Consider the following 20,505-nt stretch of genomic DNA (forward strand, 5'->3'; position numbering starts at 1 on the left):
CGAGCGGTCACCGGGGGATCGTCCCAGACCGGACGGCCTGGACCCGTTCACGCGCCGCAGCGACCGTGTCGTCGAGGCCGGCCGGGGCGTCGTCGGGGTCGATCGCGGCGCGGGCGCCGGCCACGGTGAGCTCGGCGTCCATCGCCACCGACTGCTTCACCAGCGCCAGCGCCACGACGCCGAGCTCGTGGTGGCGGACGACGGAGCCGACCCGGCCGACGTCGCGCGCGCCGAGCTGCACCGGCGTCCCGGCCTCCGGGAGCTGCTCGGCCAGCCCGTCGAGGTGCAGCAGCACCAGCCGACGCGGTGCCCGGCCCAGGTTGTGCACCCGGGCCACGGTCTCCTGGCCGCGGTAGCAGCCCTTGGTCAGGTGGACGGCGCTGGTCAGCCAGCCGGTCTCGTTTGGGATGGTGCGGTGGTCGGTGTCGACGCCCAGGCGCGGACGGCGGGCCTCGACCCGCAGCGCCTCGTAGCCGTCCACCCCGACGGGCGCGGCCCCCGCGGCCAGCAGCGCGCCGGCGCGGGCCGCCAGCTCACCGCGCGGCACCAGCAGGTCGACGACGGGGGCACCGTCCCCGACCGGGGGCATGCGGCGCACCCACCCGCCGCCGTCCAGCGCGAGCACCGCGTACCGCGCGACAGGAACGGGCAGGCCGGCGGTGGCGAGCACGGCGTCGGCCCGGGGCCCGACCAGCGACAGCAGCGCCCAGGCGTCGGTCGCGAGCGCCGGCTCGACGCGGAGCAGGAACCGCATCCGCTCCAGGTACGTCTGCAGCGCCGCGCCGGTCCCCGGCTCGACGTCGACCCAGGTGGTGCCGGCGATCTCGGCGAGGACCAGGTGGTGCTCGACGTGCCCGTTCGGGGAGAGCTCCAGGGCCTCGGCGCCGGTGCCGTCGCCGAGCTGCTCGAGGTGCTGGGTGAGCAGGCTGTGCAGCCAGGTCAGCCGGTCGGCACCGGGGACGACGAGCACGTCGCGGTCGCTGCGGTCGACCAGGCCGGCGCCCTCGGCGAGCTCACGCTGCTCGCGGAGCGGGCTGCCGTAGTGCGCCGGGACGGACCCGTCCTCCACCGGGACGGCACCGGGGCGCGACAGCAGGGGGCTGGGGGTGGACATCAGGACTCCGATCCGGGTCGTTCGCGACAGGCGCGGCACGTCCCCGACAGCGCGACGTGCCCCACGTCCAGCTGGAAACCGAGGTCGGCCGCCAGACGTTCCGCGGCGCCGTCGAGGAGTGCCGGGTCGACCGAGGAGATCTGCCCGCAGCCGGCGCAGACCACGTGCAGGTGCGGGCGCTCCGCGGCGTGGTAGACCGGCGCGCCCTTGCCGAGGTGGGTGTGCCACACCAGCCCGAGCCGCTCGAGCAGCTCGAGGTTGCGGTAGACCGTCGAGGTGTCCGGCGCCGCGCCGCCCGGGCCCGCCTCCTCGCGCAGCCGGGTGGCGATCTCCTCGGGGGTGGCGTGCGCGAGCGCGGCGACCGCGGCGAGCACCCGCTGGCGCTGCGTGGTCAGCCGCAGCCCGCGGGCGCGCAGGCGCTCGGCCAGCGGCTGGTTCCCCGTCGGTGGGGCGTCGGAGGGCGGGTGCGGGGCGGGCACGCCGTCCAGCCTAGGTCCGTGTCGGACGCGCACCTGTCGACGGAGACGCGGGCAGGGAGACCGTCCGCCCGGTCGGGAGGCCATCGGAGCCGGGGTCCGCGTGTCGTGACCGCCGAGCAACCATCGAGGGAGGCCGCCCGCGAGCCGATCCGCCCGCGCGATGCGTCGGGCCTGCGGTCAGGGGGCGAGCACCGCGCGGTCACGGCCGGAGCGTTTGGCCCCGTACAGGGCGGCGTCAGCGGCGGCATAGAGGCCGCGCAGGTCGTTGGCGTGCCGCGGCGCATGGGCGACGCCCACGCTGATCGACAGCGCGAGCCAGGTGCCGTCGGGCAGGCGCAGCGGGGTGGCGCGGACGGCCTCGACGAGCTGCTCGGCACGAGCGGCCGCATCCTGCGCGGTGCAGCCGCGCAGCAGCACGGCCAGCTCGTCGCCGCCCAGCCGGGCGAGCACGGGGTCCCCGGAGCGCGCGTGCGTGCGCAGCACCCCGGCCAGGTGCACCAGCGCGTCGTCGCCGACGGGGTGGCCGTGCACGTCGTTGATCGACTTGAACGTGTCGACGTCGAGCAGGATCAGCGCGGTGCCGGCATCCGAGCCGTCGCGCGACCAGGGCGGCGCCAGTGCCGCGGCGAGCGCGTCGTCGAGCACCCGCCGGCTGACCAGACCGGTGAGGGAGTCCAGGCCCGCCTGCCGCTGGAGAGCTGAGACCAGCCGCGCCATCCGGTTCATGACCTGGACGAGCAGGACGGCGGTCGAGCCGAGCACGGCGGCGACGAAGACCGCGGCCACCGCCGCGGCCCGAGGCGCCTCCACCACCGCGAGCACCGCCGTGTCGGCGGCCACGGCCAGCACCGTCACGACCGTGGCGGCCGGCCCGCGCAGCTGCGAGCCGGCGTAGAGCACGCACAGCCCGAACATCGGGTGGGCCAGGGCGATCTCCTCGGGCAGCGCCAGGGCCACCACCGCGATGGCGCCCACGCCGGCGATCGGGCACAGCCCCCACGCGCCCCAGCGGGTCAACCGGGCGGCGGGCACCAGGTGCAGCACTGCGGCCCAGGTCAGCAGCGCAGCGACCAGCGCGGCCGCGACCGCGTACCCGGTGCCGGCGATCGGCTGCGGGGCCACGGCGGCGTAGGCGGCGACCAGGCCGGCCGAGATCGCGAACAACGCGCTCAGCGCACGGCCGGCGAAGACCTCGTCCCGCGGGCGGAGCCACAGCGTGTTCACGCACCCTCCATCGGTCGCCCGGGTACCGCGCCCGACGGTCCGCCGTCCGCACGTCACCCGACCGGGTGGTCCGGGTTCGAGGGGCTGCGGGTGTGGCCGCCTGCCAGTGCGGGGCTGAGCCCGCTGAGTTGCCCCTGTGCCGAGCCGCGGCCGGCAGACCAACCGGACCATGCCTCGGCCGGCACTCGACGACAGACCTGGAGAGGGCGAACAGCACCTGACCCGACCACCTGGCCGCTCGCGACGAGCCGTCCGGTTGCGGAACCCGCTACGGCGACGCACCGAAGGCCGCCTGGGAAGTCACCGTCCACCGTTCCGCAGAGGATTCGATCAGCGGAACCGGCCGCACCTGAGGTCAGGGGGCAGGTCGGGCGGGCCCAGCGGGCGTGAGCGATGAGGAAGCGCTGGACCTCCTGGACGGCCTCCGCTGGGGGACCATGACGGCGGCTGTCGCAACCACCCTGATCGGGACCCTCGCGAAGAGCGCGAGGGCGGCCAGTCCACGACGGAGGGCACATGGGACAGGCTGCTGTCGTCGGGGCCGGTGTCGCGGGCCTGGCCTCGGCCATCTCACTTGCCCGGATCGGGTGGCAGGTCACGGTGCTGGAGCGGTCGCCGGAGCTCGGTGAGGTCGGGGCAGGCCTCGCCATGACCCCCAACGCCGTGGCCGCGTTCCGCGGGCTCGGCTCCGGGGACGACGACGTCGCCGCGCTCGGGTACCCGACCTGGGCGGGCGGCATCCGGGACCTGGAGGGCCGGCCGATCCTCGCCCTCCCGGACACCCCCGTCATGCGCCGGCCGGCGGGGCTCATCGGAGTGCACCGCCGCCGTCTGCACGCCGCGCTGCACCGACGGGCCCTGGCCTGCGGCGTCGGGATCGTCGCCGGCACCCCCGTGACCACCGTGGATCCGGGCGAGCCGGAGGGGGCGCCCGCCGTTGTCGAGGGACGGGAGGCGGACATCGTCATCGGCGCCGACGGCATGCGCAGTGCCGTGCGAGCGGTGCTGTTCCCGGCGAGCCGCCCGGTCTACAGCGGGTTCTCGAGCTGGCGGGGCATCGCGCCCGGGGCCCACGGGTCCACGGCGCTGCAGCAGTACTGGGGCCCGCACGCGGAGTTCGGCATCGTGCGCGTCGCCGATGACGAGACGTACTGGTACGGATACGTCGCCATGCCCGAGCGCACGGTGATCCCCGACGAACTCGGTGCGGCCCGGGAGCGGTTCGCGGGCTGGGCGAGCCCGGTGCAGGAGGCGATGGCCGCGACGCCGCCCGAGGCGGTCCTGCGGCACGACGTGCACCATCTGCCCGGTGGGCTGCCGCGCTACACGACCGGGCGGGTCGTCATGGTCGGCGACGCCGCCCACGGCACCCTCCCGACGATGGGACAAGGAGCCGCGACAGCGCTGGAGGACGGTCTGTGCGTGGGCCTCCTCGTCGGCGCCCCCGTCGCAGCAGGCGGGCGGCTGGCCCCCGCCCTGGACGGTTTCGACGCCACCCGCAGGCCCCGATGCCGCGACCTGGCCCGGGCCTCGGTTGCATCGGGCCGCTTCGGATCCCACCTCGGCGGCGGCTGGCGCCAGACGTTGCGGAACAGCGTCATGCGCCTGACACCGGCCGGCGCCATCACGCGCGGGTCCCGTGCCGTGATGGGCTGGACCCCACCCGAGCCCGCATCACCGGTCCTGGGAACGCCGGCCCGCTGAGGGACCTGCCTCGCCCTCGACCCCGCGGCGGCCCGGCCGCTGCGGATCAGCGGCACCGTCACCACGGCGAGAAGACCTTCGGGCAATCACCGACGGCCTCGACCGTGGCCCACCCGTTGACATCTCGACGCAGTCGAGCGGCCCCACCTCGGGACGAGGCTCGTCAGACGCACTCTGCGGCCCGGGCGAGGGAGCCCAGACCGGCGAGCAGGTCGGCGTAGTCGGCCACCGGGACGCCGTCCACCGTGGCGCCGGGCAGCCCGGTGACACCGTCGATGGCGCCGGCCGACGTGGCGGCCCCGAGCACCCGGCCGTCGACCTGCGGGTCCAGCAGCCCGGTGAGGGCGTCGCGGTGCCCGGGGACGAGCCGGGCGAGGCCGGCGACCAGCCCGGCGCAGCCCCAGTTGGAGGTGCCGGCGACGACGAGGGCGCCGACGGGCACCCGGCAGGCGATCCGGTCGCCGTGCGCGATGCACGCGGCGACGACGTCGGCGGGCACGTTGCCCATGCCGATCTCGTTGCCGCCGTCGCCCACCGCCCCGGTGACCAGGCCCGGCAGCGCGAACGCCGCGTGCAGCGGGGCGGTGGAGCCGGTGACGTCGAACCCGCGCATCGTCAGCACCCGCCCGTCCGCAGCCGGCCCCAGCCGCTCCACCGCGACCAGGTGCGAGAGGCCGAGCGCGGCCACCCGCGCCCGGACCTGCTCCTCGTCCGCGGACACCGGCAGCACGTCCAGGCGCCCGGCGCCGAGCACCTCCAGACAGGCGGCGGTCACCTGCGCGCACGGCTCGTCGGTGAGCACCACCGGCTCGGCGCCGAGCACGGCCAGCGCGGCGGCAAGGACGGCGGTGCCCACCGGACCATCGGTCTCGGCCGCGGGCGTGGGCGCCCAGGCGATGTGCACGCCCGTCACCAGGCCGACGCGGCTGCCGGCGCGACCGGCGGCGGCGAGCTCCCCGGCCAGCTGGTCGAACTGCCCGGGGACGGCGGCGGCCAGCCCGGTGACGTCGCGGGCGCCGGGGCGCAGCAGCGCCCGTTCGACGTCCGCGAGCCGGCCGCTCACGCCACCGGCGGGCGGGCCTCCGCGACCACCCGCTGCAGGGAGGCGAGGTACCGGTCGGGCACCGAGTGGTCACCGCGCGGCGGCAGGAAGCCCTCGACGGTGGCGCCGGTGACGGCGGCGAAGGCGGCCGCCTCCTCGCCGAGCGCACGGACGACGGTGTGCTCACCCCAGGCGGTGCTGCGCGCCAGGTGGGCCATCGCGGCGGCGCTCTCGGCCCGCTCCCCCACGCAGTCGAACGGCTTGTCCGTGGCCCACAGCCGCCGGAAGCCGTCGGCCAGCGAGACGTCGGCCAGGGGGTCGCCGCCGAACATCGCGCGGGCCTCCCCCGGGGTCAGGAAGACCGCGAAGCAGAGGAAGGTGAACAGGCACTTGTCGCAGTGCAGGCACCAGCGCTGCGTGGCCTCACCGCCCATGTGCGCCTGCGTGTAGCTGCGGTTGCAGCTGAGGATCTCGCCGCGCAGGTCCGGCAGGGCCGCCACCGCGCCCACCGTCGCCAGCTCCGAGAGCTGCCGCGTCAGGCTGAAGTAGCCGACGCCCACCTCCGCCGCGGCGGCGGCGAACAGCCGCTCGAACTCGTAGGACTTCGAGTACTGGTGGTTCACCCGCGCGCCGTTGACCGTCAGCGTCTCCTCGTCGGCGGAGCGCTCGTTGGCGAAGACCACCGGGTCGAACCCGCCGAGGACGGCGACCAGGGTGGAGATCGCCGAGTTGATCGCGGTGACCGGCACGTGCCCGTTCAGTCCTCCGCCCCGCGTGCGCTCGCCGAGCAGCGGGTCCAGCCGGCGGCGGACGCCGATCAGCGGGACCCCGGCGGCGCGGGCCACGTCGCGCTGGGCGTCGGTCGGGTTGACCGCCAGCGCGGTGGCCGGGGTGACGACGACCAGCGCCAGCGCGGAGTCCTTGCCGCCGCCGACCGGCAGCAGCGCCCGGCGTCCGCCGCCTTCCACCGGCGCCGGCAGGTCGTCGGTGGTCTCCAGGTCGAAGGCGACCTCGTGCGGCACCGGCAGCCGGTTGACCGCGGCGAACTCGCCCAGCCCGTGCGTGTACGCGGCCTCGGCGACGGCGGCCTGCGCCTTGGTCACCGGCCGCTCGACGACGACCCGGCCCGGCGCCCGCAGCTTGTAGTAGCTGGTGCCCATGACCAGGTGGACCAGGTCCAGCGCGGCGTCCACCCGCGCCGGGTCGGCCCCGCCGAGCAGTTCGGTGTCGAGGGTGAGCCGCTCGGTGAACTCGTCGCCGGCCAGCCGGTAGGTGAACGCGGCCTCGCCGGTGGCGAGGTCGAGCGAGCGGCCGGCGACGACGAAGGCGTCGGACACGCCCCGTCCCTCAGACACGCGACGCTCCGGCGTCGAGGAGGATCTGCTCATAGGTGCGTGCCAACTCCTCGTAGTTGCGGAAGCGGTTGTAGCTGGGCGCGCCCGGCGACAGCAGCACCAGGCCGCCCGGCCGGGCGGTGCTCAGCGCCTCGGCGACGGCATCGGCCAGCGAGGCGGTCTCGGTGACCGGCGCGTCGACGCCCGCGGCGGCCGCGGCTGCGCGGATGTCGGCGGCGAACCGGGCGCCGGTGTCCGGGATCGTCAGCACCTGCACCCCGCCGTCGCGGGCGACGACCGCCGCGGCCAGGTCGGTGTAGTCCAGCCCGCGGTCCTGCCCCCCGGCGATGAGCGTGACCTGCTGCCCGGTGAAGGCGTCGATGGCGGCGCGCACCGACACCGGGGTGGTGCTCAGCGCGTCGTCGACGAACGTGACGCCGTTCCGCGTGGCCACCGGGGAGAGCCGGTGCGGCAGTGCGCGGAAGTCGGCGACGGCGGCACGGACGGCGTCGGCGGACCGCTCGAGGTCCACGCCCATCCGCACGCAGGCGGCCAGCGCGACGTGCACGTTGGCGACGTTGTGCACGCCGGCGAGCCGCTCGGGCCGGAAGCCGTCCAGCCGCGCCTCCGGGACGACGTCGGCCGGGTCGACCAGCACCGCCGGGTCGAGGTGCTGCTCGGCGACCGGCCGGGCCTGCGCGCTGACGACCACCGAAGCCGGCCCGCAGCCGGCGAAGACGTGGAGCTTGTCGCGGTAGTACGTCGCCACGTCGCCATGCCAGTCCAGGTGCTCGGGGGCCAGCGAGGTCACCGCGCCCCAGCCGGACCAGCCCTCGACCGCGGCGGCCTGGTAGCTGGAGACCTCGACGACCAGCGAGGTGCGGTGGGTGGGGGGTGCATCGGCGACGACCTCGTCCAGCAGGACGTCGAGCAGCGGGGTGCCGATGTTGCCCGCGTGCACCGCAGGGCGGCCGGCGGCGCCGAGCACCGCGGCCGCCAGCGCGCTGGTCGTGCTCTTCCCCTTGGTACCGGTGACGCAGAGCGTCGGGACGTCGCGGGCGGCGAACTCGGCCAGGGCCACGCCGGTGCCGGAGGTGAGGGAGGTCCGGGCGGCCAGCGCGCGGGCGTCCTCGCGGTAGGGGCTGATCCCCGGTGAACGGAACACCACGTCGCAGCCGGCGAGCGCGGCGACGTCCGCGCCGGTCTGCACACCCGGCGGCAGGTCCGTCGGGGGGACGGCGTCGACGACCACGACCTCCGCCGCACCGGCGGTCAGCGCGGCGCGCACCGCGGCCCGTCCCTCGCGGCCGTGACCCCAGACGCCGACCCGGCGCCCGGCCAGCTCGGCGAGTCTCACCGGCCGTTCCCGGACGGCCGTGCGCAGCGGTGGGTCACGGCGCCCACTGTACGGAGCGGGGGCCCCGGGGACGGCGTACACGGCGGGTCGCCGGTAGGGTCCCCAGGCAGGTGCGCCGGGAAGTCTGGTCGGCAGTTCCCCCGCCGACCCCGTCACCTGGAGCCGCTCGTGCCGTCCACCTCCACCGCCCGCCTCTTCGGCCGGGGCTCCTGGGCGGAGACCCGCCGGATCGCCGACATCCTCCGCAAGGAGACCGTCGGCGGAGCGCTGCTGCTCGTCGCCGCGGCGGTCGCGCTGGTCTGGGCGAACTCCCCGTGGGGCGGGGTCTACGAGGCGCTGCGCGACACCCGCGTCGGCCCGGCGTCCCTGCACCTGGACCTGTCGCTGGGCACCTGGGCGGCCGACGGGCTGCTCGCGATCTTCTTCTTCGTCGCCGGCCTGGAGCTCAAGCGGGAGTTCGTCGCCGGTGACCTGCGCGAGCCGCGCCGCGCGGCGCTGCCGGTCGCCGCGGCGGTCGGGGGCATGGCGGTGCCCGCCCTGTTCTTCGTGCTGTTCAACCTCGGCCGGGACGACGACGCGCTGCGCGGCTGGGCCATCCCGTCCGCCACCGACATCGCCTTCGCCCTCGCCGTCCTGGCGGTCATCAGCACCCACCTCCCGGCGGCGCTGCGCACTTTCCTGCTGACCCTCGCGGTCGTCGACGACCTGCTGGCGATCGCGGTGATCGCCGTCTTCTACACCGACGACTTCTCCGCCGGGTCCCTGCTGCTGTCGCTGGTCCCGCTGGCCGTCTTCGGCCTGCTCGTGCAGCGGCGCGTCCGCTCGTGGTGGCTGCTGCTGCCGCTGGCGGCCCTGACCTGGGTGCTCGTGCACGAGTCGGGGGTGCACGCGACGGTCGCCGGCGTGCTGCTGGCGTTCACCGTGCCCGTCGCGCGCAGCCAGGCCGCGGGCGGCCCGGGCGCCGGCCCGGGCCTCGCCGAGCACTTCGAGCACCGGTTCCGGCCGATCTCGGCCGGCGTCGCCGTGCCGGTGTTCGCCTTCTTCTCCGCCGGTGTCGCGGTGGGCGGGCTCTCCGGGCTGACCGAGTCGGTCACCGACAGCGTCGCCGTCGGCATCGCCGTCGGACTGGTGCTGGGCAAGGCGATCGGCATCACCGGCGCCACGTGGTTGGTCTCCCGCTTCACCCGCGCCCAGCTCGACGAGCACCTCGGCTGGCCCGACGTCCTCGGCCTGTCCCTGCTCGGCGGAATCGGCTTCACCGTCTCCCTGCTGATCACCGAGCTCGCCTTCGGCCTGGGCACGGAGACCTACGACCACGCCAAGGTCGGCATCCTCACCGGCACCCTGCTGGCCGCGCTGCTGGCCACGGTCGTCCTGCGGCTGCGCAACCGCCGCTACAAGCGCATCTACGAGGACGAGCGGGCCGACTTCGACCGCGACGGGATCCCGGACGTGTACCAGCGGGAGACGGTCGACGACCGCGCCGACCACCGCCTGGACCGGGACGGCACACCGCCTCCCGGCCGTTCCACCGACGGCTGAAAATCCGCGTTGCCGACCCCCGTGGAGGCGACGTACCGTCGACGTACACGAGAGAGGAGGTGGTCCGTAACTTGCATGCTTATCGGACTCGTGAGGTGGCTGTCCGCTAGCCGCCGTCCAGATGGGCCGCCCGTTCAGACGACAGTCTGAGCGACGGCAGATCGCCCGTCCGTCGTACGGCGGCGAGCGAGAACCGGACAGTCACCCGACCCCCGGGCCGCCGGCATTTGTCCAGCCGGCCCGCGTGCTGCTCCCCTCTTCGGAGGGCCGGGCGCCGCGGAGCAGCCCGGGGGTTGTCCGTTCTCCCGGGGAGGTCCCCGCTGTCGACCGGCCATCCTGTCGGGACAGACCCCTCCCCCGGCGCCTGGGTCGCCGCGGCCCTCCGGCACGACCGCTCCGTCGCGTCCCTCGTGCCCCCCGTCTTCGAGGCCTACGCCCGCGTTCTGCACCCCGCCGTGCGCTACGCCGGGGACGACGACGTCGACGTCCGCTGGGACGAGGTCGCGGCCTACAACGGCACCACCGCGCACCGGCTGATGCAGTGGCCGGCGATCACCGGCTCGTGGGAGCACGTCTCCGAGGAGGACCAGCCCGACGTCTGGAACGACAGCCCCGCCGAGGGCCACCTCCCCGCACACGTCGCCGCCGCCCTGAGCGCGCTGCTCGCCGGGTGGACGACCACGCCGCAGGAGTGCTGGTTCGGCTGGTGCGACGACGACGACGCCGCCATCGACCGCCCGCACCTGACGCTGCCCACCTGCGACCTGCTGCTGCAGCGCGGTCCGATCACGCTGGCCGCGGCCAACTTCGCCCCCGAGCCACAGGAGCAGAGCGCGGCCGTGTGGTGGCCGGCCGACCGCGCCTGGTTCGTGGCCACGGACCCCACCCTGATGAGCACCTACGTCGGCGGGCCGGCCGGCGCGGTCGACGACGTCCTCGGTTCCCTGCTGGAGGCGCACCCAGCCGCCCCGGACGACCCGGTCGGCCACGACACCGACCCGGTCAACCCCGCCCCCACCCGCTTCTAGAGGACGGCGAGCTCCGCGGCGAGGTCGTCGAGACCGAGGGAGCCCTGCGACAGTGCGGCCATGTGCCACGCCTTGCGGTCGAAGGCCTCGCCCCGCGCCCGCTGCGCCGCCGCCCGGCCCGCCAGCCAGGCGCGCTCCCCGAGCTTGTAGCTGATCGCCTGCCCGGGCAGGCCGAGGTAGCGGACCAGCTCGCTGTCGAGGAAGGCCGGGGTCGCACCGCTGTGCTCGCCGAGGAAGGCGCGGGCCAGCTCCGGCGTCCACGGCCGGCCACCGTGCCCGGCGAGCACACCGTCGGCGTCGTCCGGAACGGGCAGGCCCAGGTGCATGCCGATGTCGATGACCACCCGCACCGCGCGCAGCTGCTGGGCGTCGAGGTAGCCCAGCCGCGTGCCGGGGTCGGCGAAGTAGCCCAGCTCGTCCATGAGCCGCTCGGCGTACAGCGCCCAGCCCTCGACGTTCGCACCGACCGAGCCCAGAGAGGTCTGGTACGTCGACAGCTGCCCGGAGACGTACGCCCACTGGGCCAGCTGCAGGTGGTGGCCCGGAACGCCCTCGTGGTACCAGATCGAGGTCAGGTCCCAGAGCGGGAAGCGCTCCCGGCCCAGGGTGGGCAGCCAGGTGCGGCCCGGGCGGGAGAAGTCCTGCGCGGGGCGCGTGTAGTACGGCGCGGCGGCGCTGCCGGGCGGCGCGATCATCGCCTCCACCCGGCGGACCGGCTCGGCGAGGTCGAAGTGGACGCCGTCGAGGGCCGCGATCGCGTCGTCCATCATCGACTGCAGCCGCTCGCGGATCGCCTCGACGCCGTCGACGGCGGGGCCGTGCACGTCGAGCCAGCGCATCGCCTCCATGGGGGTCGCGCCGGGCACGGCCCGCTCGGCCTCGACCCGCTGCTCGGCGAGGATCCGCCGGTGCTCGGCCCAGCCCCAGGCGTAGGCCTCCTCCAGCCCCTTCCCGGCGCCGAGGTCCGAGCCGGTCCAGCGGCGGGCGGCCAGCGCGTAGCGGTCGCGACCGACGGCGTCCGGCATCCCCTCGGCCTGCGGCAGGTAGACGTCGCGGAGGAAGTCACGCACCTCGGCGACCGCGCCGTCGGCGACCCGTGCCGCGGCATCCAGCTCGCCGCGCAGCGCCTCCGGGCCGCCCGCGGCGAACCCGCCGAAGAAGGGCCCGGCCAGCCACTCGCCGAGCTGCGTGACGACCGTCGACACCTGGCGCGGCGCCACGAGCAGGCCGCGCCGCGCGCCCTCCTCCAGCGACGCGCGGAACCCGCGGTAGGCCTCGGGCACGCGCGCCATCCGGCGGGCGACGACGGCCCAGTCGTCCTCCGACGCCGTCGGCATGAGCAGGAAGACCTGGCGGATCGAGTGCACCGGGCTGAACAGGTTCGACAGCGCCCGCAGCCCCTCGCCGGCCTCGTGCACGGCCAGCTCGGCGCCCAGCCGCTCGCGCAGCAGCCGGGCGCAGCGCCGCTCGACCGGGTCGCCGTCCAGAGCGGGGTCGGCGGCCAGGACGCGGTCCAATTCGGTGAGGGTGTCGCCGGCCAGCCGCGCCTCGGCCTCCAGCCCGGCAGGACCGGGGTCGGGCAGCCGGTCGTCGCCGGGGCGGGTACCCAACGACGTCGCGACGATCGGGTCGAGCTCGCAGACCGCGTCGACGTACCGGTCGGCGACCTGGCGGGGGGTGGCGGGGTGGGCGGACGAGTCGAGCGTGCCGCTCACCTGAGGCGCTCCAGCCGGGCCGACATGGTGGGCCGCAGCGGCGCGTCGCCGGCGGCGCGGTCGATCGCGTACATCAGCGCGCCCTCGACGATGCCGTAGAGCCGTACGGCGCGGGACACCTCGGGGGCGTCCGGCGTGCGGGCGAGGACGTCGGTGGTCAGCTCCCAGCTGGTCGTCGTCCGGGCCCGGCCGACGTAGAGCTCGACCAGCCCGTCGGGGCTGGTGACCAGCAGCTCGACGTCGTCGCTGCCGCGGGGACGCCAGAATCCGGACTCCCGGACGGCGGGCCCGACCACCGCGCCGTCGTCGGTGAGCCGCCAGGTGCGTGAGTCGTAGGCCAGGAAGCCGCGGCCGTCGTGGCTGAACCGGATCCACTGGCCGAAGCGGTGGTCTCCCTCTGCTCCGGCGGCCTGCCCCTCGCCGTGCCACTCGCCGAGCAACGGCAGGACGGCGAGCAGCCCCTCCGCGACCTCCGGTCCCGAGCGGACGTCGACGGTGTCGGCGACCGGCAGCTCGGTGTCGCCGGTCACCGGCGCACCTCCCTCGGACGGCGGGTGAGCCGGGCGGCGCCGTACCCGCAGCCGAGCGCCGCGAGCGACGCCAGGACGACGAGGACCCAGGCAGAGACCATGCGCTCCACCGTAGGGCTGCCAGGCGACGTGCTGGAACGGCCCCGTCCAGGGCACCGTCCCGAGCGTGCCGAGGAGAGGTCCTTCGTCGGCCGGTCGCCGGCGCCGCGCCGGCCGTGGCCGCCGCCGACCGCTGGTCCGGTGTCGCCGTCGTGGCCGGTGCGTCGGTGACGTCGGGCCGGTCGACGTCCTCTCGCGCTCGGCGCCGTCCTGCCGGCCCGTGTCCGCCAGGGAGCGGCGCCGATCGACGGCACCCCGGTTCGGTCCCGTCCCGATGGGGCAGGCAGGTGAGGTGGACCGGAGCGGTACCGACGGGGCGCAGGGAGGTGGCGGAGCATGGGTGCACGGGCAGCCGGCCAGGACGGGAACGGCGTGTCCCTCCACGACGTGGAGACCCTGCTCTCCCGCACGCTCGCCCGGTACGAGCGCGTGCTGGCCAACGTCGCCGACGGCATCTACGGCCTCGACGCCGACGGGCGCGTCGAGTTCGTCAACCCGGCGGCGGTCCGCATCACCGGGCTCGCGGTGGAGGAGCAGCTCGGCCGCGACCAGCACGCGGTCATCCACGGCCGCCGCCCCGACGGCTCGCCGTACCCCAAGCACGAGTGCCCGGTCTGGCGCGCTCTCACGACCGGCCGGACGGTCACCGCTGAGGACGAGACCTTCTGGCACAGCGACGGCACGGCGGTGCCGATCGAGCTGATCGCCGTCCCCACGGTGGAGGACGGCGCGGTGACCGGGGTGGTGGTCTCCTTCCGGGACCTGACCGACCGGCTGGCGGCGCGGCGTCAGGCGGACGAGCTGCGCCGGGTGACCGCGCGGGCCGCGGCGGAGCGGGCCCTGTCGGACCGGCTGCAGCAGGCCCTGCTGACCCCGCCGCCGGAGCCGGACCACCTGCAGGTCGCCGTGCGGTACCGCCCGGCCGCCCACGAGGCACAGGTCGGCGGGGACTGGTACGACGCGTTCCTGCAGCCCGACGGCGCGACGGTGCTCGTGATCGGCGACGTCGTGGGGCACGACAGCAACGCCGCGGCGGCGATGGGCCAGCTCCGCGGCCTGCTGCGGGCGCTGGCCTACGACAACGAGGAGCCACCGTCGGCGACGCTGTCCCGCACCGAGCACGTCGCCCGCGGGCTCGCGGTGAGCACGATGGCGACCGTGGTGCTCGCCCGCATCGAGCGCCACCCGGACGTGCCCGTGGCCGGCACCCGCGTGCTGCGGTGGAGCAACGCCGGCCACCTGCCGCCGGTGCTGCTGGCGCCGGACGGCACCACGACGCTGCTCGAGACCCGTCCCGACCTGGTGCTCGGCATCGACCCGGACGCGCCGCGCGCCGACCACACCGCCGAGCTGGCCGACGGCCAGACCCTGCTCCTGGTCACCGACGGCCTGGTCGAGCGCCGGGACAGCGACCTCGACGCGGGGCTGGCTGCGCTGCAGGAGGCGCTGCGCGACCTCGGCGGCACGCCGCTGGAGGAGCTCTGCGACACGCTCCTGGCCCGGATGCTGCCCGAGCCCGGCGCCGACGACGTCGCGATCGTCGCCGTCCGGACCTACCCCGAGGATCGTCCGCGGCCGCCCGAGGCCGGCCCCAACCGCCTGCCGCCCGGCGTCGACTGAGGCGCGGCCGTCAGTGCAGCAGCGTGACGGCGTGCCCTCACCTACCGGTGCGCGCTCCGTAGGCCACCCAGGCCATGCACCTTGCCTCGAGCCACCGGCTGGCCTCGATGCTGCCGAGGATCGCGACGTGCGCGGCGCCAGGACAGCACGGCGCCCGTCCCCTGGGAAGGGAGCGGGCGCCGCGGACGGCGTCCGGGCGCACCGTGTGGGGTCCTGGCTCGGCGTCGACGGTGAGCCAGGACCCCGGACGATCAGGTCACCTGATCACCATCGAGCTCAGGCGATGGCGACGGTCGTCTCGTTCAGGCCGACGTCGGCGTCGAGCACGCGCTCACCCTTGCCGACCGGGGCCAGCGAGCGCAGCTTCCAGTTCCCCGGAGCGGCGAAGAAGCGGAACTCGCCCTCGGGGCTGGTCACCACCTCGGCGGTGAACTCGTCGGTGGCGTCGAGCAGCCGGACGTAGGCACCGGCGACGGGGGCGCCGTCGTGCCAGACCTGGCCCTGGATGACCGTCTGGGTCGTCAGGTCCACGCCGGCCAGCGTGCCGCCCTGCTGGGGTGCGCCGCACATGCTCAGGCCCCCTTCGCGATCGGGACGCCGACGAGGGAGCCGTACTCGGTCCAGGAGCCGTCGTAGTTCTTGACGTTCTGGTGGCCGAGCAGCTCGCGCAGCACGAACCAGGTGTGGCTCGACCGCTCACCGATCCGGCAGTAGGCGATGGTGTCCTTGCCGGTGTCGAGGCCGGCCTCGGCGTAGAGCTCGGCCAGCTCCTCGTCGCTCTTGAAGGTGCCGTCCTCGTTGGCCGCCTTGCTCCACGGCACGTTCACCGCGGTGGGGATGTGGCCCGGGCGCTGCGCGCCCTCCTGCGGCAGGTGGGCGGGGGCGACCAGCTTGCCGGTGAACTCGTCGGGCGAGCGGACGTCGACCAGGTTCTTGGTGCCGATCGCGGCGACGACCTCGTCGCGGAAGGCGCGGATCGAGACGTCGGGCTCGGAGGCCTTGTACTGCGTCGCCGGGCGGGAGACGGCGTCGGTGGACAGCGGGCGGCTGTCGAGCTCCCACTTCTTGCGGCCGCCGTCGATCAGCTTGACGTCGGAGTGGCCGTAGAGCTTGAAGTACCAGTACGCGTAGGCGGCGAACCAGTTGTTGTTGCCGCCGTAGAGGACGACGGTGTCGTCGTTGCTGATACCGCGCTCGGACAGCAGCTGCTCGAACTGCTCCCGGTCGACGAAGTCGCGGCGCAGCGGGTCCTGCAGGTCGGTCTTCCAGTCCAGCTTGACGGCGCCCTGGATGTGGCCCTTCTCGTAGGCGCTGGTGTCCTCGTCGACCTCGACGAAGACGATGCCGGGGGCGCCGATGTGCTCCTGGGCCCAGTCGGCGGTGACGAGCACGTCGTTGCGGCTCATGTGAGGTGTTCCTCCGTGGTCGGTGGGTGCGGTCGGTGGTGCGCGTGCGGGTCAGGCGGAGGGGGGTCCGGGTGCCCCGGGACGCGGCGCACCGTCCGGCGGTGCGACTGCAGGACACCTGGGTGCGGGGGCTTCCGGACGGCGGTCGGGGCACGTCTGGACGAGCGGGCTCGTCCTCAGACGGCCGGACACAGGCAGCTGCCCACGCGGCACAGGTCGACTGTGCGGCGGGAGGTCAGCAGGAAGCCCACAGGCGCGAGGATAACGGATCACGCGTCCCTGCCCGCCCGGGAAGCGGCAGCGGGCACGTGCACCTCGACGACCGCGGCCAGCTCCGCGGGTCGTGGCGCCCCGCTGCTGCGGCCGACCAGCCGGCCCTCCCGGTCCAGGTAGAGCAGGGTCGGCGTGCGGTCGACGCCGAGCGCGCGGACGGCGTCGAGGTGGCTCTCCGCGTCGACCTCCACGTGGGCCAGACCGGGGCGGGTGGCCTGCAGCTGCCGCAGCCGCGCGCGGGTGGCCCGGCACGGCCCGCAGAACGCCGTCGAGAACTGGACGACGGTCAGGTCGGCCCGCCCGGGGTGCACGCCCAGCCCCTCGAGCACCGCCCCGTGCGTCTGGTCCACGCCAGGCACCAACCCGGCCCCCCGCCCGGGTGTTCCGGCAGAGGACGGCCCGGCAAGGGCGCCGTCCTCTCTCAGGTGTCCAGCACCGTGTCGGTCGCCGCCACCTGCACCCGCACGCCGTCGTCCGCCGGCGCGACGCCGGTGACCTGCAGGCCGAAGGGCAGCTGCGGGATCCCGTAGCGCAGGTCGAGAGCGTCGCTGACCTGGTCGACGAAGGAGCCGGGCGCGTCGACGCCGGCGGTGGTGGCCTCCGCCACGTCGACCACCAGGGTGTCGCCGTCGAGCCGGACCGTGCCGGTCGCGATGAGCGGCACGGTCTGCCCCGCGATCTGCACGGTCGTCCCCACCCGCAGCCCGTCGCCGTCCCGGCTCACGGTCACGTCCTGGCCCAGTTCCCGGGACAGCAGGTCGTAGGGCACCGTCACCGTCCCGTCGACCCGCTCGACCGGCACCTGCTGCACCGATCCGGACAGGACGTCGGAGAGCGCCACCTGCACGCCCCGCAGCGAGACGTCGGCGCGGGTGCCCTCGGGCTGCCCCAGGTCGGCCCCGGTCAGGCCGATCCGCACGTCGTCGTACCGCCCGCCCACCGCCTGGGGAAGGAAGGGGAAGCCCCCGATCTCGACCTCCGGCCGGCCGGTCAGCCCGCCGCGCTCGGCGACCAGCTGCGCCACCCGGTCCTCCGCGACCGCCTCGGCTCCCCGGTCGGCGGCGAGGGCGAGGCCACCCAGGAGCAGCAGGACCACCAGCAGTGCGCGCACGGACGGCCGCTCAGAGGGCGTGCTGCAGCAGCAGGGAGAAGGCCACCGGGGCGGCCGCGGCGACCGGCAGCACCGCCTGCAACAGGGTCGCCGCCCACGGCCGGCCTGGTCCGCCCGCGACGACGTAGGACGCGGCCAGGCCGACCAGCGCGGCGACCCCGCCCAGGACGAGGCCGGCGAGGAGCGCACCGAGCACCGCGGCTCCGTCGCCGGCACCCGAGCGGACCACCGCGACGGCGACGCCCGCCAGCACCGCCAGCACCAGGCCGGGCACCCCGCGCGGCACGCGCGCCGCGACCGGCGGCCGGGGCAGCACCAGGTCGACGAGGGGGCCCACCGCCAGCGCCGTCCCGACGACGAGCAGCGTGGTGGCGCCTGCGGTCGCGTCACCCGCCCGGGGCAGCAGGAGGAGCACGGCGAGCGCGCAGACCGCGCAGACCAGCAGCAGGACGCCGGCCAGCGAGCCGACGACGTCGGCGCGCGGCGCCCGGCGCAGCATCTGGTGCAGCACCGCGGCGAGCAGGCCCAGCCCCGGGACGGCGAGCAGCGCGCCGATCTCCGGCCGCTCGGGCAGCACGACCAGCAGGTCCGCGCCGGCCGCCGCGGCGAGCCCGAGCGCGGGCCCGCCGGCCCGGGCCGGGATGCCGGTCGCCGGCACCCACGCGAGGACCAGGGCCACCTGCAGGAGGGCGACCGCGGCCAGCCGGCCCGCGTCGCCCGCGGCCGCGGGCAGCCCGACCAGCAGAGCCGTCGCCGCCACGACCGCGGCGGCCGTGGGCAGGTGCCACGCGCGGGCGGAGAGCCCGGACCCCACCTCGGTCGCCGTCACGGGGCGATCGTCGCAGACACCCGGCGCCCGATCCGCTCGACCGGCGGCGCGACGGCCCCGCCCCGGCGTGTCCGGAGCCGGGGACCACCTCCCCGGGTCGGCCGCCCGCCGTCGGTGTGCGGACGGCCAGGTGTCGCGATCTGGTTGCGAGCCGGGATCGCGGCGACCCGTCGGCTATCCTGCTGGCTCATCGACAGCGCTGTCGTGGGCCCCCCGGACGACACTTGTCGTCCCCGGCTCCCCTGAGGAGACGTCATGCGACTCGTGCTCATGACCGCCGCACGTCAGGCCACGACCGAGGTGCTGCCCGCCCTCGGCCTGCTGGGCCACCACGTCCGCGTGGTCGCACCGGAGCTGTCGAGCCTGCTGGACGGGAACTCCGGCGACGTCGTCCTCGTCGACGCGCGGCACGACCTCATCCAGGCCCGGACCCTGTGCGGGCTGCTCTCCTCCACCGGCGTGGCCTCCGCGCTGGTCGCCGTCCTCTCCGAGGGTGGGCTGGTCGCGCTGTCGGCCGACTGGGGCGTCGACGACGTCCTGCTCGACACCGCCGGCCCGGCCGAGGTCGACGCCCGCCTCAAGTGGGCCACCGCCCGCCGGCTGGCCGCCACCTCCCCCGTCGACGGCGCCGACAGCGGCGTGACGCAGGCGGGGGAGCTGGTCATCGACGAGCACAGCTACTCCGCGAAGCTGCGCGGCCGCCCGCTCGACCTCACCTACAAGGAGTTCGAGCTGCTGAAGTACCTGGCCCAGCACCCGGGCCGGGTCTTCTCCCGGGCGCAGCTGCTGCAGGAGATCTGGGGCTACGACTACTTCGGCGGCACCCGCACCGTCGACGTCCACGTGCGCCGGCTGCGGGCCAAGCTCGGCACCGAGCACGAGGCGCTGATCGGCACCGTGCGCAACGTCGGCTACAAGCTCGACCAGCAGGTCGCCGACTCGACCGCGGCCGCCGCGCGGTCCGGGTCGAGGTCCCGGCCCGAGACCGACACCAAGCTGGTCTGAGGCCCCCCTGTCCGCTCCCCTCGTCCGGGACGTCGACCGGCTCGACCCGGCCGGCGTCGCCGCGGTCCTCGCGCTGCTGCGCGCGGCGACCGCGGCCGACGGCGTCCGCCCGCTGTCGGAGGAGGCCGAGCTGCGGCTGCAGCACGGCGGTCCGGCCGGCGGGCGGGACGTGCTGGCCACCGCCGCCGACGGGGCGCTGACCGGCTACGCGCGGTTCGAGGGCGGCGACGGCACCGGGGACGCCGAGGCCGAGCTCGTCGTCGCGCCCGGGTCCCGGCGGCGGGGCGCCGGCCGCGCGCTGCTGACCCGGCTCGAGGAGCTGGCCGGGGACCGTCCGCTGCGGGTGTGGGCCCACGGCGACCTGCCCGGGTCGGCCGAACTGGCGCAGCGGCACGGCTACGAGCGGGCGCGGGTGCTGCTGCAGATGCGCCGCGAGCTGGCGGGGGTCGACCCCGAGCCCCGGCTGCGGCTGCCCGAGGGCGTGCAGGTGCGCACGTTCCGGCCCGGCACCGACGAGCGGGCCTGGCTGCGCACCAACGCCCGGGCCTTCGCCTCCCACCCGGAGCAGGGCAACTGGACGGCGGAGGACCTGCGGCTGCGCGAGGCCGAGCCCTGGTTCGACCCGGCCGGCTTCTTCCTCGCCTGGGACGGCGACCGGCTGCTGGGCTCCCACTGGACGAAGGTCCACCCGCCGGGCGACGAGGGGCCGGAGGCGGTCGGCGAGGTCTACGTGCTGGGCGTCGACCCGGACGCGCAGGGCCTGGGCCTGGGCCGTGCGCTGACCGACGTGGGGCTGGCCCACCTGCGCCGCCTGGGGCTGCGTCAGGTGCTGCTCTACGTCGAGGAGGACAACACCGCGGCGGTGACGCTCTACGAGCGCAGCGGCTTCACCCGGCACGCCGTCGACGTGTCCTGGCGCCGCGCTCCGTAGGGCTCCCGCTGCGTCCGCTCACCACTCCTACCGGGCCGGGCACCTGGATGGACGCGCTCCGGTCCTGCCGTCCGGTCCGGACGGTCGTCCGCCGCCGGACTGGTGATCGACCCGACCTCGGGGAGCCGTCTCGACCGCCTGCTCGCGAGCCCACCGGCGCGC

The 20,505-nt window shown here is 75.8% G+C and carries 20 protein-coding genes; 6 read left to right on the forward strand and 14 right to left on the reverse strand.

Annotation, left to right across the window (positions count from 1 at the left end):
• Positions 1-7 precede the first annotated feature (7 nt).
• The 3 genes from BUB17_RS16255 to BUB17_RS16265 form a co-directional block, all read right to left on the reverse strand.
• Positions 8-1,114, reverse strand: coding sequence for a CAF17-like 4Fe-4S cluster assembly/insertion protein YgfZ (locus BUB17_RS16255; RefSeq protein ID WP_072919730.1), 1,107 nt, complete (start codon positions 1,112-1,114; stop codon positions 8-10).
• Positions 1,114-1,593, reverse strand: a complete 480-nt coding sequence (locus BUB17_RS16260) for a Fur family transcriptional regulator (RefSeq protein WP_083606373.1) — start codon at positions 1,591-1,593, stop codon at positions 1,114-1,116. Before BUB17_RS16260 ends, BUB17_RS16255 begins: the two co-directional genes overlap by 1 nt.
• 177 nt (positions 1,594-1,770) lie before the next feature.
• A complete protein-coding gene (locus BUB17_RS16265; protein WP_072919732.1) occupies positions 1,771-2,817 on the reverse strand; it encodes a GGDEF domain-containing protein in 1,047 nt (348 codons plus the stop codon).
• Positions 2,818-3,333: 516 nt separating this feature from the next.
• Here BUB17_RS16265 and BUB17_RS16270 point away from each other — a divergent pair.
• Complete coding sequence (locus tag BUB17_RS16270; protein ID WP_072919733.1) at positions 3,334-4,521, forward strand: FAD-dependent oxidoreductase; 1,188 nt, start codon at positions 3,334-3,336, stop codon at positions 4,519-4,521.
• A 163-nt stretch (positions 4,522-4,684) separates the two neighbouring features.
• Here BUB17_RS16270 and BUB17_RS16275 read toward each other — a convergent pair whose 3' ends face one another.
• Genes BUB17_RS16275 through murD form a run of 3 tightly spaced genes read right to left on the reverse strand, consistent with a single transcriptional unit; the run spans position 4,685 to position 8,254 of the window.
• Positions 4,685-5,584 (reverse strand): glutamate cyclase domain-containing protein, encoded by a 900-nt coding sequence (locus BUB17_RS16275; RefSeq protein ID WP_072919734.1) that lies wholly within the window; start codon positions 5,582-5,584, stop codon positions 4,685-4,687.
• The gene (locus tag BUB17_RS16280; RefSeq protein ID WP_072919735.1) at positions 5,581-6,918 is read right to left on the reverse strand and encodes a MurL-like N-terminal domain-containing; all 1,338 of its coding nucleotides are present in this window, start codon (positions 6,916-6,918) and stop codon (positions 5,581-5,583) included. Before BUB17_RS16280 ends, BUB17_RS16275 begins: the two co-directional genes overlap by 4 nt.
• Positions 6,911-8,254: a UDP-N-acetylmuramoyl-L-alanine--D-glutamate ligase gene (murD, locus tag BUB17_RS16285; protein WP_072919736.1), complete on the reverse strand. Its 1,344-nt coding sequence runs from the start codon at positions 8,252-8,254 to the stop codon at positions 6,911-6,913. Before murD ends, BUB17_RS16280 begins: the two co-directional genes overlap by 8 nt.
• Before the next feature lie 168 nt (positions 8,255-8,422).
• Between murD and nhaA the strand changes: the two genes are divergently transcribed.
• Together nhaA and BUB17_RS16295 are read left to right on the forward strand one after the other, a co-directional pair.
• Entirely contained in the window at positions 8,423-9,796 is a 1,374-nt protein-coding gene (gene nhaA, locus BUB17_RS16290; RefSeq protein ID WP_083606376.1) for a Na+/H+ antiporter NhaA, read from the forward strand.
• A 410-nt stretch (positions 9,797-10,206) separates the two neighbouring features.
• Positions 10,207-10,824: a hypothetical protein gene (locus BUB17_RS16295; RefSeq protein ID WP_244277278.1), complete on the forward strand. Its 618-nt coding sequence runs from the start codon at positions 10,207-10,209 to the stop codon at positions 10,822-10,824.
• Here BUB17_RS16295 and BUB17_RS16300 read toward each other — a convergent pair.
• On the reverse strand, positions 10,821-12,539 hold the full coding sequence (locus BUB17_RS16300) for a DUF885 domain-containing protein (protein WP_072919737.1): 1,719 nt from the start codon (positions 12,537-12,539) through the stop codon (positions 10,821-10,823). The two genes, BUB17_RS16295 and BUB17_RS16300, sit on opposite strands and share 4 nt — an antisense overlap.
• Positions 12,536-13,069: a heme-binding beta-barrel domain-containing protein gene (locus BUB17_RS16305; protein ID WP_072919738.1), complete on the reverse strand. Its 534-nt coding sequence runs from the start codon at positions 13,067-13,069 to the stop codon at positions 12,536-12,538. Before BUB17_RS16305 ends, BUB17_RS16300 begins: the two co-directional genes overlap by 4 nt.
• A gap of 435 nt (positions 13,070-13,504) precedes the next feature.
• Between BUB17_RS16305 and BUB17_RS16310 the strand changes: the two genes are divergently transcribed.
• Complete coding sequence (locus BUB17_RS16310) at positions 13,505-14,788, forward strand: PP2C family protein-serine/threonine phosphatase (RefSeq protein ID WP_072919739.1); 1,284 nt, start codon at positions 13,505-13,507, stop codon at positions 14,786-14,788.
• 276 nt (positions 14,789-15,064) lie between these two features.
• Here the strand turns inward: BUB17_RS16310 and BUB17_RS16315 are convergent, their stop codons facing one another.
• The 6 genes from BUB17_RS16315 to BUB17_RS16335 form a co-directional block, all read right to left on the reverse strand.
• Positions 15,065-15,358 carry a DUF1416 domain-containing protein gene (locus BUB17_RS16315; RefSeq protein ID WP_072919740.1) on the reverse strand — a complete coding sequence of 98 codons (294 nt, stop codon included), beginning with the start codon at positions 15,356-15,358 and terminating at the stop codon, positions 15,065-15,067.
• Positions 15,359-15,360: 2 nt separating this feature from the next.
• On the reverse strand, positions 15,361-16,194 hold the full coding sequence (locus tag BUB17_RS16320) for a sulfurtransferase (RefSeq protein ID WP_072919741.1): 834 nt from the start codon (positions 16,192-16,194) through the stop codon (positions 15,361-15,363).
• Between the two features lie 176 nt (positions 16,195-16,370).
• Complete coding sequence (locus tag BUB17_RS28585; protein ID WP_369803440.1) at positions 16,371-16,445, reverse strand: putative leader peptide; 75 nt, start codon at positions 16,443-16,445, stop codon at positions 16,371-16,373.
• An 18-nt stretch (positions 16,446-16,463) separates the two neighbouring features.
• Positions 16,464-16,817, reverse strand: coding sequence for a TlpA family protein disulfide reductase (locus BUB17_RS16325; RefSeq protein WP_244277280.1), 354 nt, complete (start codon positions 16,815-16,817; stop codon positions 16,464-16,466).
• Positions 16,818-16,888: 71 nt separating this feature from the next.
• A complete protein-coding gene (locus BUB17_RS16330) occupies positions 16,889-17,578 on the reverse strand; it encodes an LmeA family phospholipid-binding protein (protein ID WP_072919743.1) in 690 nt (229 codons plus the stop codon).
• A gap of 10 nt (positions 17,579-17,588) precedes the next feature.
• Complete coding sequence (locus tag BUB17_RS16335) at positions 17,589-18,407, reverse strand: hypothetical protein (RefSeq protein WP_072919744.1); 819 nt, start codon at positions 18,405-18,407, stop codon at positions 17,589-17,591.
• A 255-nt stretch (positions 18,408-18,662) separates the two neighbouring features.
• Here BUB17_RS16335 and BUB17_RS16340 point away from each other — a divergent pair, with 255 nt between their 5' ends.
• On the forward strand, positions 18,663-19,412 hold the full coding sequence (locus BUB17_RS16340; RefSeq protein ID WP_072919745.1) for a winged helix-turn-helix transcriptional regulator: 750 nt from the start codon (positions 18,663-18,665) through the stop codon (positions 19,410-19,412).
• 7 nt (positions 19,413-19,419) lie between these two features.
• Positions 19,420-20,343 carry a mycothiol synthase gene (mshD, locus tag BUB17_RS16345; RefSeq protein WP_072919746.1) on the forward strand — a complete coding sequence of 308 codons (924 nt, stop codon included), beginning with the start codon at positions 19,420-19,422 and terminating at the stop codon, positions 20,341-20,343.
• The last annotated feature ends 162 nt before the right edge of the window (positions 20,344-20,505 follow it).

It is taken from the genome of Geodermatophilus obscurus, from assembly GCF_900143215.1.
GTDB lineage: Bacteria > Actinomycetota > Actinomycetes > Mycobacteriales > Geodermatophilaceae > Geodermatophilus > Geodermatophilus obscurus_A.

Excerpts from the sequence above, each read along its gene's own strand:
- BUB17_RS16255 (WP_072919730.1), bottom strand. The coding sequence starts at position 1,114 with ATGTCCACCCCCAGCCCCCTGCTGTCGCGCCCCGGTGCCGTCCCGGTG.
- BUB17_RS16270 (WP_072919733.1), top strand. The coding sequence starts at position 3,334 with ATGGGACAGGCTGCTGTCGTCGGGGCCGGTGTCGCGGGCCTGGCCTCG.
- BUB17_RS16310 (WP_072919739.1), top strand. The coding sequence starts at position 13,505 with ATGGGTGCACGGGCAGCCGGCCAGGACGGGAACGGCGTGTCCCTCCAC.
- BUB17_RS16315 (WP_072919740.1), bottom strand. The coding sequence starts at position 15,358 with ATGTGCGGCGCACCCCAGCAGGGCGGCACGCTGGCCGGCGTGGACCTG.
- BUB17_RS16320 (WP_072919741.1), bottom strand. The coding sequence starts at position 16,194 with ATGAGCCGCAACGACGTGCTCGTCACCGCCGACTGGGCCCAGGAGCAC.
- BUB17_RS16340 (WP_072919745.1), top strand. The coding sequence starts at position 18,663 with ATGCGACTCGTGCTCATGACCGCCGCACGTCAGGCCACGACCGAGGTG.